Here is a 15,525-nt window from a genome sequence, read left to right on the forward strand (position 1 = left end):
TCATCGCAAAGGATCTTGATCGATTGTCGGAGATGCTGAACCAGCGCGCGCTCGTATGGCTCAGGTGAGCGCGCGCTGGTTCCCTTTGCCGCAATGGAGCGACCGTCAGTGCGCGAGCTACCCGCTCACTCGCGGGACAGCATGGCGGCGGCTTCGCGTTCGAGGTCGACGTAGGGTTCGCCGGAGACATCGATGGCGATGCGCTTGACGGTGCCGCCGGTGAACGCCCAGGGCTGGCCGCCGGGGTAGTCGTCGGTCACGGGCTCGCCGCGATCGCAGGCTACATTGAGGCCCTCACCTGCGATGGAGAATTTGCCGGGCTGGGTCTTGATCCGGCCATCGCCGACCTTCTTGTCGCCGTAGTAAAGGCTTAGGGTGCCCGTCGCGACGCCGGGCGGGTCCTCGCCGTCCTTGTCGAAGCTGGCCGACAGGACGACGTTGTCACCGGTGGGGACGTCCTCGGTGGAGGACACGTGCTGTTCGGTGATGCCGACGAAGTTGTTGACGTAGTGCAGGCGGTTGTCTTTGACGTAGAGAGCGTGCCCGCCGAACCGGCTTCCGTGGGAGAACAGCACGCCTTGTGCGCCGGGACCGGCGATATCGACCACCGCAGCGATGGAGTAGGAGCGGTTGCGGACATTCACCGCCACTGATTCGGGCACTTCCGCGCCGGAGGGACGGTAGAGGTACCGGTTTCGTGGCGAGACCAGCTGCGGCCGTGGCGTAGTGAGGATCTCGATAGGCCCGCGATCATCCAGCGGGAATGCGTGGTTCACCCCGGCCTCGTAGAACCACAACCCGATCATCTCGCTTAGTCTCTCGGGTTCTTCAGCGGCGAGGTCACGTAGCTCAGACCGATCGGTCTCGGTGTGGTATAGCTCCCAGGTGTCCTGCTCGAAGTGACTCCAACCGCTGAGCGCGGGGTGGGTGGTGACGGCCTTCCAGCCCTCGTGCCAGATGCCTCTCGTACCCAACATCGAGAAGAACTGAGTCTGCTTTGCCGTCGGGATGGAAGCCGCGTCAAAGCTGTAACGCATGCTGACGCCCTGCACCGGGATCTGAGTGACCCCGCGCACGACCGCTGGCTCGTCGACGCCCAGGCAGTCCAGCAGCGTCGGCACGATGTCGGTCGCGTGGTGGTACTGGTCGCGGATCTCACCGCGAGCCGCTATCCCGGCCGGCCAGGAGATGATGCACGGGTCGCAGGTACCGCCGTTGTGGCTGTAACGCTTCCACATCTTGAACGGGGTGTTGAACGCCATTGCCCACCCCGTCGGGTAATGGTTATACGTCTTCGGTCCGCCGAGTTCGTCGATCATCGAGAGGTTTTGGGCCAGGTCGTCGGGGATGCCGTTGGCGATCTTGCATTCATTCACCGAGCCGTCCGGGCCGCCCTCACCGCTGGCGCCGTTGTCTGACACCACGACGATGATCGTGTTGTCCAGCTGTTCGGTGTCTTCCAGGTAGTCGAGTAGCCGCCCGATTTGATGGTCGGCGTGTGACAGGAATCCGGCGTAGACCTCCGCCATTCGTGCGAACAACCGCTTCTCATCTGCCGACAGGCCGTCCCAGGGCTTGGTGTAGTCCAGAGGGGGCCACGGCTTGCCGTCCGGACCTGTCCGGTTCTCCGGCGTTCCGAGCGGGTTGAGCGGCGGCAGTTCGGTGTCGGCTGGAACGATCCCCATCTGCTTCTGCCTGGCCAGGATCTGCACGCGGGCTTGCTCGTACCCCATATCGAACTTGCCGCTGTAGCGGTCGGCCCACTCTTTCGGCACGTGATGCGGCGCGTGCGCCGCGCCTAGCGCGTAGTACAGGAACACCGGACGGTCCGGGGCGATCGCTTTAACGTCATCAATGAACTCGATCGCCCGGTCGGTCAGGTCAACGCTGAGGTGGTACCCCTCTTCCGGGGTCGCTGGCGGGTCGACGGGATGGTTGTCATGGAACAGGTCTGGATACCACTGGTTACTCTCGGCACCGAGGAAGCCGTAGAACCTTTCGAAACCTCGTCCGAGTGGCCAATCCCGTTTGGTCGAGGCCACGTTCATCTCGTCCTCCGGACACAGGTGCCACTTGCCCACGCTTGAGGTGGAGAATCCGCGTTCGACGAGCATCTCCGCGACCGTGGCGCATTCGGGCGGGATGTGTCCGTTGCCGTTCGGGAAACCCGCCGCGCACTCAGTGATGCATGCCATTCCGTTCGTCGTGTGGTTACGCCCAGTCAGCAGACACGACCGGGTCGGTGAGCACAGCGCGGTCGTATGCCATTGCGTGTAGCGCAGCCCCTGCGCGGCGATCCGATCAATGTTTGGCGTCTCGATCGGGCCTCCGTAGCAGCCCAACCCGGCGAACCCAACATCGTCGACGACGATGTAGACGACGTTAGGCGTGCCCGGTTTCACTTTCGGTTGCTCATACGGGGCCCAGTCCGGAACCGAGTCCCGAATATCCATATTCACCACGCCGCGAAATTCAGAACGCGCCACGCCAACACCTCCGTCTAGCAGGTCAGATAGCCAGATCCTTCACCCCCTCAACGACGGACGACTCATCCAAAGCGGACGGTTCGCCGTCTACTAAGCCAGCGCAACACATGCGAGCCAAGGTCCGGGGTGGCCGGACATCCTCACATGCCGCGATGACGCTCGTTAGGGCGAACCGGCGTCGGGTGGTTCGATCTAGAACAGGGTTAGCGGGAGGGTGCCCGTAAACTTGAGATGACGTTTGCGCTTGGCGGGCAGGAAGGGAACCCAAGTGCCCAGCTCGAGGGTCGTTCGCGACATGCCGCTGTTGTGGTTCGCAAACGCCGACCGAGTCGATCCTTGCTTCGGCTCGTATCGGGCCACTAACCAGCTTCTGCCGCCCTGCTCCTCCACCGAGACCACGACGTCGGCAGGCAAGTAGGCCGAGGCCGATTCGATCAGCGACAGCATCAAATCGCGCGAACGGTCGGCTCTCGCTCCCACGCTTACCTCCAGACCTGCGCGGTGCCGATTCGGATACCGCCTCGCCGTGCTTACCCACGGTCGAGTATGGCGCCCCACTCCGTTGCAGCCAGGCTCATGCAGCGATGATGCTCGTTTCACAGCGCATGGATCTACCGAACGTTGGGAGGCGCTTGCCTCTCGCCCGTCGCCTGTCCTGTATGGCTGAATGCGGTCGGTAACCGCCTGCCTTACGGCCCGAAGATCCGCAAATAGTGTCGGCTCGGCTGATTCTGGCGTGGCTTGGCCGGCGTTCCGTTGGTTAGTTCTCGCAGGCGACGCCGTCGCTGTCGCGGTCTAGCCCGGAGCGGTAGCCAGGATCGCCCGTGTGCAGCGGCGCTTTTCCGGCGGCCCGCACGGCGGCGCAGTTGGCGTAGTAGACGTCGGTGGGCGGCGGAGCGGCTGTCGTTGGTTGCACTGGCGGTGCGGGCTTCGATGTAGTCGGTGGACTGGCGACGCGCGGCTGGCTGGTCGGCGCGGGGGTGGTGCTTCGCGCTGCGGGCGTGAGCTGGCTGCCGATCGCTGGCAGCGGCTCGTTACCGCATCCGTCCAGGATCCGGCTGATGGTCTGGTTCTCGGCGGTCGTCATCCACAGCCGGTATTTGATCTTGATGGCGACTTGGCGGGCGACGTAGGCGCAGCGGTAGGACTTGTTCGGCGGCAGCCAGGACGCGGCGTCGGCGTCGCCCTTTTGCTCGTTGAGAGATCCTTGACGCGTGGCAGACCGGTGCACAGCAACTCAGCTACCCACAGCGCGAAATGTTCGCCAACGATCCAGGCGTTCTCCTGGCGGTCAAAAGCGGAGTGTTAGTTCCTCCTCGCCTAGCCAGGCTCGACGCGCGGCGACGTCGACCAGTAGCTCACCGAGGAGCCACCTCGGTGTTGAGGGCCTCGCGGTTGCTCGCCGGAGGTGCGCTCGGACGCGAGCCAGCAACTCGGTGAGCCGGAACGGCTTGGTGAGGTAGTCATCAGCGCCGGCCTCGAGGCCGACGACGACGTCGATCTCCCCATCACGGGCGGTCAATATGACGATGACGCTGGCGGCTTGGCTGACGCGCACGCTTCGGCATACCTCGACACCGTCGACGTCGGGGAGCCCCAGGTCCAGCAAAATGAGATCGTAGAAACTCTTGCTGGCGAGGGCGATCGCCTCGCCGCCAGTTTTGGCCCAGTCAACCGAGTAGCGCTGTGCTACAAGTCCCGCTTGTAGCGAAGCGCCGATGGTCACGTCATCCTCGACGATGAGAAGGTGGTTCACGGCGCGTCGTCCATCAGCTTCACCGCTCCGTCGCGGGCGTACACGGCGTTGAAAAACTTGCAATGTCGGGCGCACGTTGTCGTCGTTCTCCGGTCCTATTCAGAGCGCCTGCCGCCCATCAGATGCGAAGTCGACCGCCTGGCGGCCCACTTCCGGAGCAGCACCCCCGTGCGCTCGCCGCCCTCGACGACAACGAGGCACATCTGAGGATCCTTACTCCAGCGTCGCACGCATTGCACAGCGATCACCTTATTGTCGAGGAGTTGTCGAGGACTACCCGGCTTGATGGGTGGGCCGTGCAGTCGAACTGCTCGAATTTTGCTCACATATGACGCCATCCTCGACGTTCGTCCATCACTTCGCGCGGGCGGCCAGCCCCTGGCGCTCAGCCGGTTCGGCGAACAGTCTGACCCGATGCCGACCGCTGTCGGCAGCACGTGCACCAACCGGTTCTAGCGCCGATCAGCTGGGTCGGACTCAGCCTCGGACACTCTTTTGCTTGGCCCACGCATCTGCACGTCGTGGGCGCGTAGCAACTTCAGCACGCTGCCCTTAGCGAGCCCATAGCGGCCCGTCAACTGAGTGGTTGGAATACCGTCCCGGTAGGTCTGCACGAGCTCCGCAATGACGGTCTCGTCGAGCCGCTGGGCGATCCGATGCGCACGTCTGGGCATCTCTCGTTCGTCGCTTCGCCTGCTTTGTCCGCCTCGCGCTGCCGGTGATTCGTATCTGTTCAAGGCGTTTCTCTAGGTTGGAATACCGTCGCGTAGCGTCCACCAATGAACCCCCCGGATTCCGGGGGTTCAGCTATTTCCACGGATGTCTCGGGCCGTTCTGGGGCCACGTGAGCGTTGGTTGCGTTGGCTGGCGATGGTTCCGGTGTGGCCCCGATGTGGCCCGACGGCGGTGGCCCAAGCCTTCAGTCCTGCTCTGTGAGCCGTCCTGCGTCCAGGTCCCAGGCGGTCTAGCGTGTTGGCGGCCGTTGTAGGCGTGGACGAGCGCACGCGGGCGACGAGCAGCGGAGGTTTCGGTGGCTGCGGGGCGTGCAACCCCGATTGGTGTCACGCGAGCCAACTGCGCGTCGAACATGAGCGATGCGCGACCTCTGCTACGGTGCAGCCACACCGCCGAACTACAACGAAGTGATCGACCGCATCCGCTCCAACGGGCAGCTGCTCGACGTCGCCGGCTATCCGCGATACGACAACCCGTCAGAGACAGAGTTTGTGCGCGTGATTGCTGGGGCTGCCGCGGGGAGCCTGGGTTTCACCGCTGGTTTTGGTTTGCTAAGGCTGCTCCGGTCGTGGTTGACGGGATGGGGGGCAGGTTCGCGATGGTCGTGATGATGCCTTGGCCGTATCTGGCGACGGCGGCCTGTAGTTGGGCGTGGGCTGCGGGGTCCCTCGACCGGATGGCTTGGGCGACGAGGACGGCGATGGCTTCTTGTTCGTTCTCCACGGCGACGCCCGGTGCCACTGGCGTACTGGTCACTAATGGTGGCAGCGCGTGGTACATCTCGGACCACCAGTGGGCGTAGCGACGATCGCAGTCCTGCTTCCAGATTAGGTAGTCGGTGTCGAATTCGATCTCGTCGCCGGAGACGGTGAAGAAGGTCGATGTCGTGTAGGTGTTGCCGTCACCGTCAGTGGCTTCGACGCTGACTTGGAGGTAGTAGTTGCCGTCTTGGCTTCGTGCCGTGAGCTGCCAACTTCCGTCCGGTTGGCCGGTGACGGCGATGATCACGGTGTCGCTGTGTTGGAATTGCCCATACATCAAAGGGATCGGGGTCCAGGTTCGACCCGCTAGCGTGACACCAGGGGTGGTGAGGGTTTGGGGCTCGAGGCTCCAGATCGGGCGTGGGTCGCGCACGCCGGGCATGACGTAGCTGAAGTTGCCGAGTTCGATCTGCCAGCCGGTGACGGTGACCGGAAGCGGTATGTCGATTGCTGTCAGTTGGATGGCGTAGGCGGATTCGAAATATCGGCGGGTGTAGGTGAAGTCGGCGGCGGGACAGCCCCACTTCGTCGCGTTAACGTGGAAGCGGCCAACGTCGTCGTTGCGGATCGACTGCCTGCTGACCGGTTGCACGTCGATCTGGAAGCGGGGACGGAAGTCGTTGAAGCGTTGCTCGCGGGCGATGAGAGCGATCGTGGTGATGCCGGTCGGATCAACGACGATGTCTTTGAGTTGCGCGTTTGCCGGCAAGGGCGGCGTGACCGAGATCGCCGGCGGCAGCTGCTGTTGTTCTTGGTTGAAGATGATGCCGGCGGCGACGCTTTCGCCGATAGATTCGGCGAACGCGAACGCGCCGAACGCGATGCTGGTTCCCCAGGTGATCCCGGCGAAGAAGGCAATGATCAGATCCAGAGCGACCTTGCACAGCAGGTCGGTGTTGATATCGACGTGGGGCTGGTCGAGGGAGTAGCTCGGCACGATCGCGCCGTTGACGGTGACGCCCAACGTGAGTCGACCCTGCTGGGTGACGGTGAACGAGCCGCACACCGGCAAATCGCCGCCCGCGGAGAGTTGAATGGTGACGTGCCCAAGATCGAGGTCGATCGTCAGGGTTCTGAGCATGGTGATGACGTCGCCGAACGGGTTTGGCATGTGTTGCCGGTTCACCTGCACAGTGCCCGTCCCGCAGGACGGCGGTGTCGCGGCGGTGATCGCGGCCTGCCCTGGTGGGGTGGCCAACCAGCCGGAAAGCTGCTTCTCGGCTTCGGCGTTCACGTCGTTGTTGGCGAGATCCGTGATTTTCTGCAGCGCGTGGTTGTACGCGTCGATGAACGCTTCGGTGGGATTGTGTTGTAGTTCCTGCCCGATGAAGTCGATCAGATGCGCGCCGGACTCCTGGTTGTAGAAGGCGGTATAAAAGGCGGCGTGCACCAGGCTGCGGTAACCGCCGATCAGGGCATCGTGCAGGAGCGGCGTGACGATGGCCTGGCGGATCAGCGGGCAGCCCACGACCAGGTGAAACGCCTCCGGCGACAGCAACACCGCGATCCGGCGTGCCTGAACGACGCTGAACAGCCCGGGTTGGTTGTAGAGGAACTCCTGAGTGGCTTGCACGATGTCGCTGTCTTGCTTACCGTCTGCGGTTCCGCCGGTCGCCGAGGCGCGGTAGTAACCGAAGACCCCCAGGGTGTTCTGGTCGATCCACATCACCTGCGGGGTGGCTGACACCACCGTCGGGGTGACGCTGTCTCGGCCCGGAACCACCTGGAAGCCGAACGCCGACACCGGCTGGGTGCCTTGGGCCTGGATGAAGTCCTGCAGCGCCGCTTGCAGCCCGACCTCCAGGTCACGCCCGGTGCCCGCGCCGAACGTGCCGTCGACCCGTGACTTCGTGTCGCTATCCAACGCGACTGCAGCCGCGGCTGAACCCAGCAGCACGCCGGGAATGACTTGACCCGCCGGCGCGGTGGGTGAGGAGTCGGGCACGAAAGCGATAGCCGCGGTCACCGAACCCGTACCGCCCAGGTGATAGACGCCGCGCCCACCGAATGTGGCCCCACCCGCCGACAAGTTGACCGTCAGCACGCAGGTCGAGGTGCGGGGGACCGCGTCCAACGTCATCAGACAAACCAGCTGAACCGACCCGCTGCCCAGAAGGCGCAGCGGCACCGTCAGGCTCAGCTGGAAGGGACCGCCGAGCAGGTAGATCCACTGTCCATCCACCAGAACAGGCCGTTGATTAACCAAGTCGCGGACCGTGTCCAGCGACACTTCGCCAATGACATCGAAGCCAGCTAGCTTAGCCATAGGACGTGGACTCCCTACCGGGCCAACCGGTCTCGACCCGAGTCTGCCATCCTCGAACGCTCCGGATCGGCCGGCGGCGGGGCGCGGGCGGCCACCTTCAAGCTGCCACGCGCGACAGCAAGCGCTCGCGTCTCGGGTCGAGGTCAAGAGCAATGCCCGACAGAACAAAAGCATTGTCAGGCCGCTGCCCCCGCGACAGCCTGATCCTCAACGTGCGAGATGTCAACGCTCGGTCAGCGCGGGCGAGGTTGGGTTGCTGATGCGGCGTTTCACAGACCTCAGCGCTGTCTTCGGGGTCTGGCCAACTGCAACCTGGCGGTGGCCTACTCGGGATCGGCGGTGGCTCGCGCCATGGCGGTCATCGCTTGGGCAGCGTCGCGGTCGGAGAGGCGCTGGTCCACGCACAGCGAGCGCCAGGTGCTGAACGCGACGGCGTGGCCGAGGACGGCGCGGAGCCGCGCGCGGGCTCGGCCGCGAACGGTGAATGGCTGCAGGAGCAGGTCGCGGTAGCGGACGTCGGTAGCTTCGTTGCGTTTCCGGATGGCGGTGGGTAATGCCGCCCGGTCGCGGTTGACGTTGGTCAGCATCGGTTCGGCGCTTCGGTAGAAGCGGTAGAGGTCGGCCAGCGCGGTGCGCAGCCGCTCTAGCGGGTCGGCGATGCGGCCCCATGCCGCCGGGTCAGGCATGACTTGGTCGGCGCCCCAGTGTGCGCTGCAGGCCGCGAACAGCGATTCATCATCGGGGAAGTGTCGGTAGACGGTGAGCCGAGTGACGCCCGCTTCTTCGGCAAGCGCGGAGATCGTGGTCGCCGCGGGTCCGATGCTGCCGTGCAGTCGGACAGCCGCCTTGACGATTCGCCGCCGGGTCTCGGCGATGTCGTCGGCGCGCTTGCTCATCCGGTAGTCCCGAACATTGGAAGAACGAGTGTGTTCACTCAACTGTTGACATCCTGCTGTCGGGGGTGGATCTTTCAGCGTACATGCATGTTCACTCATATTCGAGAGCAGGCAAACCGAATGACTATGACCAGCCCCCCACCTCTGACGGTCGTGCAACCCGGGGAGGGCCATAGCGGTGATCTTGGCTCAATCGGTGTGGAGTTCAAGCTCTGGGGACAAGACACCGGCGGCGCGCTTTCAGTGGTCGAGCACCCCTTCCCGGTCGGTGCGCTGGTGCCACCGCATCTGCACACCCGCGAGGATGAGTACTCCATCGTCACGCAGGGCGAGATCGGGTTCCGTTCCGGTGACCGCGAGGTCGTACTCGGCCCTGGTGGCTACGTAACCAAGCCGCGGGGCGAGCTGCATACGATGTGGAATGCGGGACTTGTGCCGGCCAGGATGATCGAGATCATCAGCCCGGCCGGGTTCGAGAACTTCTTCCGCGAGCTGGCTGAGCTGTTGGCCGCCGCGCAGCCTGAGTCTGCGCAGATACCCGCCCTCGCTGACCGCTACGGCCTGCAGTTCGGGGAACCCGACTGGCTGCCCTCACTGATCTCGCGCTACAACCTGACCCCGCCACGCTGAACGGCTCCCCACTGCCTCAGACAACCAGAGCGCCACAGATCGACTCAGTGGCTGGTTCGAATGCGGCGGTGCCCGGTCGGGCTCGCTCGCACTGATCCGTGGAGCGACGCGCGGGGGCCCGGTCTCGGCCCCGCACCCACGCACCTGCCAGCGCTTGGTGGGTCCAACTTGACGCCGAGCAGTTCGATTCAGCGACCTCACACGGAAGTTCTTGCGTTCGCCCGCCCGATGCGCAGAGTTCGCGGACCAGCCCACACGGCGCACGCCAAGAGCCACCCAGCAGCTCGCGACCTCGTCAGCGATCCTCCGAGGGCGTTGCGCACCCGCTGAGCTTGACTTCGCGATGGGACCGCCTCAAACACCCATTAGCGAGACAGACCCACAGAGACCAGGAGCGACGCCGAAGGCTTCATATGCGTGTCCCTTAGATAGTTGCCTTCATCCGAGTCCTTGGGGCGCGGATATTCGCTCAAGGCGTGCTCGCGCTGATTCTCCGATCAGGTTGGATCCTCGCTCGGCATCGCGACACGCGCTGTGGCGCACTTTCGTGGACCGCGGCCCCCCGGGTGACCCTGCACGATCATCCCTTACGATCATTTTGTCGCGGATAGTCATCTATCGTAGTGTTGCGTCGGATTTTCGCGGCGCCACTCGATCATGTCGATGACGTCGTCGGCTGCCCGTGTACGCTCGTGGCCGACGTAGAGCTGCCCGAGGTCGTCGGTCAAATGGAGAAACGTTGCCTTGCCGACGAGTCGGCGCAGCTCCGAGCGCTGTTCGGGCGTGTAGTAGCCCGAGTTGATCTCGGCGGCCAGCGGCGCCGCCGCCTGAATAAGTTCTGCCAGCTGGCGTATTTTGACGAAGTCCGCGGCCATGACTCCTCCTGTGATCCAGGTCTCAATCTACGCTTATCGTCGCCCTTACGCTGTATACGCCTTCTCAAGCAGATCGCGGCAGATGAGGATGCTCTGCGGCGGCAGAAGCGGATGTTCACTCGCGGCGGGTGAGGCCTCGGAGGCGGCGTCGAGCCAATGTGGGCGTATGAGCGATGTACCGGTGAACGTTGACAACTTTGTCCGCGCGGAGACCGACCGGATGTTTGAGGCGATCCTGCAGGACGGCGGTGGGGTGAATCAGTGGATGCATAACCGGGTGCCGACGCCGCTGGATCATCAGCCGGTGATCCGGATGAACCGGGACACCCTCTACAGCGCCACCGTGGTCGACCTCAGTGAAGGCGCGACGCTGACGCTGCCCGATGGCGGTGACCGTTACGTCTCGGCGATGATCGTGAACGAGGACCACTACATCAACGAGGTCTTCCACAAGGCCGGGGATCACGAGCTGTCGGTCGCCAAGTTCGACACCCCCTATGTCCTGGTCGGCGTTCGGATCTTGGTCGACCCGGCCCGCGACGGCGACGTGGCCACCGTCAACGCGTTGCAGAATCAGATTGGGCTTACGGCGAAATCGGCCAACGAATTCCGGCCGCCCGCCTACGACCAGGCCAGTCTGTCCGCGACCCGCACCGCCTTACTCGACCTCGCCAAGGGACTCGGCGGTTTCGACCACGCCTTTGGGCGGAAGGAGGACGTTAACCAGGTACGACACCTGATCGCGAGCGCAGCCGGGTGGGGCGGCCTGCCCGAACAGGAGGCCTACTACATCAACGTCGCGCCCGACCTTCCGGTTGGCCACTACGAGCTGACCGTGCGCGACGTCCCAGTCGACGGCTTCTGGTCGATCTCGCTCTACAACGCCGGGGGCTACCTCGCCGACAACGGTCAACCGGTCAGCGTCAACAACCTGAGCGCCGAACGCGAGCCCGACGGCTCAGTCACCGTGAACTTCGGCGGCGAACCTGGCACACCGAACCTGCTGCCCATCATGGACGGCTGGAACTATCTCGTCCGCCTCTACCGGCCCCGGCCAGAGGTCCTCAACGGCGACTGGACCTTTCCACCCATCAAGGTCTGAGTCAGCTGCCCGTCGGCATCTCCCAATGTCGAACGAGCCCTGTCGGCAGCATGTGCGGATGCGTTGTAGCGATGCGAAGTAGGGCGGACCGACATCGGAAGAAGCCTGGACCGACATCGAATAGTGCGGCGGGTCTGAGAAGTCGGCGACTAGCTGCGGACGACTGCTTCGCACCTGCTCGTTGTCGATCCAGACCACGAACGCGGTGTAGTCTGCCGGGCCGCGGCTGGAACCGCCGGCCTGCTCTGGGCGGATGGTCGGCTGAGGACGGATCGTAGATTGGTAGCCCACGCTGGACAACGGAGTGGTACTCGAGCAGCTTTAATCGAGGCTCAGTGCTCTCAACCGCAGTCCGAGTCGATCGGTGTCCAGCGCCGGGCGGGGAGAAAGTGACTCGTTACTTCGATGATGCCGCTGCGTTCAGGGATGAGCTGCACCCATCCATATACGTTGGTAAGGCAGGACGACACGGGCTGATGTGTGATTGGATCGACTGTCAACAGATACGGAGACCATCGCGTTCGGACGGTGGCAGTCACACCGGCGACGACGGCTATGGCGATCGTGCCGCTGCTAACCGATTTCACCATCGCGCCGCTGACCAATGGCGTCGGGTCGATCACTTCATAGAGGCGCCACCTGTGGCTGGACCAGATCAAATGAAGATATGGCAGTCCCGCCCGGACCAATCGGGCCTCTGCCTGCGATGCGTAATCGAGCGGGCGATCAGGTAGCGCGATCCAACGAACTGCCAGTTGCGAAAGCCAAGCTCGATAGCTGCCGGTCGTCAGTTGACCGGGCAGGTAGAAGATTGGGTTGTTGGCGCGGTCGGCCTGACGGTCCCACCCGCGGGCGAGTCCCAACGGGGCCAAGTAAACCGAGGCGTAGTGATCCGTGGAGTCGATTACCTCAGTTCGTCCTCCGACGGCCACCGACCCAGCCAGTCGTTGCTGCACCCTGACTTCGGCCGCGACCGATTGATAGAACGCAGCTTGCGCGGAGGGACCGCTCGCCGCCCGCAACTGCCCGCCAAGATCAGTGAGAGGCCAGATCGAGAGCAATACAGCGATCAGGCCGACGGTGCGAGCCCGCATCGGAACCGATGCTACCGTGGCCGGCACGGCGCATGCCCAGGCCAGTCGAGTGATGTTGTCGCCGACGGCTCCCGGATAAACCAGCAAGATCAGCATCGCTACTAGCAGCAGCGCCGCGGTGGCGCGGATCTCGCGGCAGCGGCACACCGCGATCAGGCCAACGCAACTCATTACGGCTGGCCAGTCGGTCAGCAGCGAGTATGGCATGGTGCCGGTTCCGGGGAAGAGAATCGCTGTCGCACCGGCGGTCACAAGCAGGAGCAACACGCTGGGCGCCAGCTGTCCTAGCCGGGCGCGATCGCAATAAAGGCAGGCGAGCAGCACAATCCCGAGGAACAGTCCGGCAAGCGGGCTTGCAGCGTACGTGAGAACGGTGAGACCGGCCCCGAGTATTCGGTGCCCTGGCCGCAAGGCGAGGAGGGCGCAGACTCCCATCGACAGGCCAACAGTGAAGGTCACCCGGCCGTCCGCGAGATCGGCGGCAGCGGCCGCGGCAAAGGCGATTGCTGTCGCGCGGGGACGCAGCGCAGCGTGCGACAACTGAGCAACCCCAACTGAGCCGATAAACACTGCGACGATGCCAGCCGTCTGGGCGCCTAGCGCCGCCATCAGCCACGGCACAAAGAAGCTGTAACTAGGCAGCGATAGGCCGCCGAACCACCCCGTCCACCAAGAACTGACGCCGCCGTAGCGGACCGCATCGGCACGAGCCAGTTGCGCGGCCAAGTCCGGGGCACGTGGCTGAAGCCAAAGATAAAACGCGGAAAGCAGGCCAGCGGTGACGAGTGCGACCGCCGATGGGTTTCGCAGCAGCACCCGGAACCCAGGCGCGGGCCGGTGCGACCTTGCTTCGGCCAAGACGTCAGCCCTCCACACGTTTTGTCATTGCCGCCATACTGAATCGACCGGACAGCCGGTAGGTACCTGCGACGGGCGCCCAGACCCGGATCGCCGTCGTACCAGCAGCGACAACGACTCCATCGGCCCCGGAGCCGCCAGAGACTTTCGCACCGCCAGACTGAAGCTGAAGGTATGGCGAGGGCCGAACCCTGATCAACACGTAGGTTCTTGCCGGCATTACCAGCTCCAGTGCCGCAGGGCTCGCTCGTACCAGCTGCGCAGGGGGTTCAACGATCTCCTGAGGTCTGACCACCGCATAGATCGTCCAGTGCACCTGTCGGTCCAACACTTTAAGATACGGAAGTGAACCGGCGATGAGCGCGGCCTCGTTGGTGTTCGCGGAATTCAGGTCATCAGGCACCGCGACCCAGCCGACACCCCGTTGGTCCAGCCAATTCCGGTAGCTGACCGCCGTTAGCTGATTCGGAAGGAAGAAGAGCGGGTTATCAGCTCGATCGGTCTGCGATTCCCAGCCGCGAGCCAACGCCACACTTGTCGCGAGTTCGGCCGACGCGCGATGTGTCGGAGTATCCAGTACCTCGACTCGATGGTTTCGCACCTCTGGAAGTGATCGGAGCTCGCCGACCAGCGAGGCAAAGTAGGAGGCTCGCGCAGACGGTCTCTCAGCTGCACGTACCTCTCGAACGAGTTGCGCGCCGCTGAAAGTCACTGCCGGCACCATGGCCAGACACAAGGTAACCCGGCGCGCCGGGGTCAGCGCCCACACCAGCGGCACCAGGACATAGAACACGTAACGGTCGATGTTCGCGCCGACGCCACTATCGATAACGAAGAGCGCGCCACTGACGATCGCAGCGAGCACCACTGCGACGCGAGCAGCTGGTAAGCGGGCAACCAACAGGAGCGCGCTGTAGACGATAGCCAGTCGCAGTAATGTGAAAGCATCGAAGGACATCGGCCCTGGCGCACCGAATAGGGCGACGCTCGCGGCAGGACCAAGCAGGCTCACTCCGGCGAACGCGCCGATCGCTTTTCGAGACGAGCCCGTGAGGAAGAAGCCGACCAGCGCCAGCAGGGCGAAGCCGGTCGCAAGCGGTGAAACGAGCGCGGCGAACGCGTTCATCAGGCCACCGATCAGTGGATGACCTTCACGCAGCGAAGCAATGGCCGCCAACGCGACAGCTGCAGCGAGACAGAACGCGATCCGGCCTGACACGAGATTAGCCAGGGCAGCACTAACGATCAAGTAATGCGTAGAAGTTGACTTCCTAACGCCTTTCAAAAGTGCTCGGGCAGCGACCGCGATCACCAGCACAGCCACGCACCCACTGGTCATCACTCCCAGCCAGGACGTGATCGCCTGAGCAAACATCGAGTACTTGCCGGGTGAATCACCGCCGAACCAAGAGAACCAGTATGTTCTCGCACCGAGTCCGTACGCGGTGGCGCGAGCGTTCGCGGCCTGCAAATCGGCCACCGGCAGGTGTAGAAACGCCACGACGGCTATGCCAATGAGTGCCGCAATCAGCGGGCCGTGTCGCTGCAACTCACCCTTGATCGGCGCCCGATACGCCCAGCCGAGTCGCACGGCTCCACCGGTAGTCGCCGAAGATGTGTTGACGATGTCAGCCTGTGGCTGCTGCTCCATTCCGGCAGGCTGGCCTTGGCCCTGACGCTTCCCCTCGCTGCCGTGGTCCTCGGACATGCCCACCGGAAACCGGAGTGTCCTCGCCGCTGGGCCTGCACCGGCGGTCCTGGCGACACCGCAGATGTTGCCTGCCTGGCATTGGTCGCTGACTACACTCGCCATGCGCACGGCGACGAACCCATCCCAACTTGGCACTGTCTCCGCGCCCACGAGCGGGGCATCGCCGCCAGAGCCTCGCCGCCCGCGACGAGTTGAGGACCCTGCTGGGCGGTTGCGCGGCACAGTCGGCACACGCTGGCGAGGAGCCATAGTCAACCTTAGCCCCGCTGTCGGAGCTCGCGGATCGCATCTGGCTCCCTACGATGATCATCGCGCTCAGGTCCACGCCGGAGTGCGGTCGCACCACAACGGAACG

The 15,525-nt window shown here is 64.0% G+C and carries 12 protein-coding genes; 2 read left to right on the forward strand and 10 right to left on the reverse strand.

Features of this window, described 5'->3' with window-relative positions:
* Positions 1-125: 125 nt before the first annotated feature.
* From ACSMXN_RS05570 to ACSMXN_RS05600, 7 genes are all read right to left on the reverse strand, one after another.
* Complete coding sequence (locus ACSMXN_RS05570; protein WP_022915775.1) at positions 126-2,453, reverse strand: arylsulfatase; 2,328 nt, start codon at positions 2,451-2,453, stop codon at positions 126-128.
* Between the two features lie 225 nt (positions 2,454-2,678).
* A complete protein-coding gene (locus tag ACSMXN_RS05575; protein WP_022915774.1) occupies positions 2,679-2,966 on the reverse strand; it encodes a hypothetical protein in 288 nt (95 codons plus the stop codon).
* Positions 2,967-3,246: 280 nt separating this feature from the next.
* The gene (locus tag ACSMXN_RS05580; RefSeq protein WP_022915773.1) at positions 3,247-3,717 is read right to left on the reverse strand and encodes an excalibur calcium-binding domain-containing protein; all 471 of its coding nucleotides are present in this window, start codon (positions 3,715-3,717) and stop codon (positions 3,247-3,249) included.
* 60 nt (positions 3,718-3,777) lie between these two features.
* Positions 3,778-4,242 carry a response regulator transcription factor gene (locus ACSMXN_RS05585; protein ID WP_022915772.1) on the reverse strand — a complete coding sequence of 155 codons (465 nt, stop codon included), beginning with the start codon at positions 4,240-4,242 and terminating at the stop codon, positions 3,778-3,780.
* A gap of 452 nt (positions 4,243-4,694) precedes the next feature.
* Entirely contained in the window at positions 4,695-4,916 is a 222-nt protein-coding gene (locus ACSMXN_RS05590) for a hypothetical protein (protein WP_022915770.1), read from the reverse strand.
* Positions 4,917-5,508: 592 nt separating this feature from the next.
* Positions 5,509-8,004: a hypothetical protein gene (locus ACSMXN_RS05595; protein ID WP_022915769.1), complete on the reverse strand. Its 2,496-nt coding sequence runs from the start codon at positions 8,002-8,004 to the stop codon at positions 5,509-5,511.
* A gap of 323 nt (positions 8,005-8,327) precedes the next feature.
* Positions 8,328-8,942, reverse strand: coding sequence for a TetR/AcrR family transcriptional regulator (locus ACSMXN_RS05600; RefSeq protein WP_022915768.1), 615 nt, complete (start codon positions 8,940-8,942; stop codon positions 8,328-8,330).
* Positions 8,943-9,020: 78 nt separating this feature from the next.
* Between ACSMXN_RS05600 and ACSMXN_RS05605 the strand changes: the two genes are divergently transcribed.
* The gene (locus tag ACSMXN_RS05605; protein ID WP_027140043.1) at positions 9,021-9,530 is read left to right on the forward strand and encodes a cupin domain-containing protein; all 510 of its coding nucleotides are present in this window, start codon (positions 9,021-9,023) and stop codon (positions 9,528-9,530) included.
* A 611-nt stretch (positions 9,531-10,141) separates the two neighbouring features.
* Here the strand turns inward: ACSMXN_RS05605 and ACSMXN_RS05610 are convergent.
* Positions 10,142-10,405, reverse strand: coding sequence for a hypothetical protein (locus ACSMXN_RS05610; protein ID WP_022915766.1), 264 nt, complete (start codon positions 10,403-10,405; stop codon positions 10,142-10,144).
* A 166-nt stretch (positions 10,406-10,571) separates the two neighbouring features.
* On the opposite strand from ACSMXN_RS05610, the gene ACSMXN_RS05615 reads away from it, so the two are divergent.
* Positions 10,572-11,507, forward strand: coding sequence for a DUF1254 domain-containing protein (locus ACSMXN_RS05615; protein ID WP_022915765.1), 936 nt, complete (start codon positions 10,572-10,574; stop codon positions 11,505-11,507).
* Between the two features lie 341 nt (positions 11,508-11,848).
* On the opposite strand, the gene ACSMXN_RS05620 is transcribed toward ACSMXN_RS05615, so the two are convergent.
* The gene (locus ACSMXN_RS05620) at positions 11,849-13,459 is read right to left on the reverse strand and encodes a hypothetical protein (protein WP_155958582.1); all 1,611 of its coding nucleotides are present in this window, start codon (positions 13,457-13,459) and stop codon (positions 11,849-11,851) included.
* A gap of 4 nt (positions 13,460-13,463) precedes the next feature.
* The gene (locus ACSMXN_RS05625; RefSeq protein ID WP_155958581.1) at positions 13,464-15,110 is read right to left on the reverse strand and encodes a hypothetical protein; all 1,647 of its coding nucleotides are present in this window, start codon (positions 15,108-15,110) and stop codon (positions 13,464-13,466) included.
* Positions 15,111-15,525: the final 415 nt, after the last annotated feature.

This window comes from Parajatrophihabitans canadensis (genome assembly GCF_053764775.1).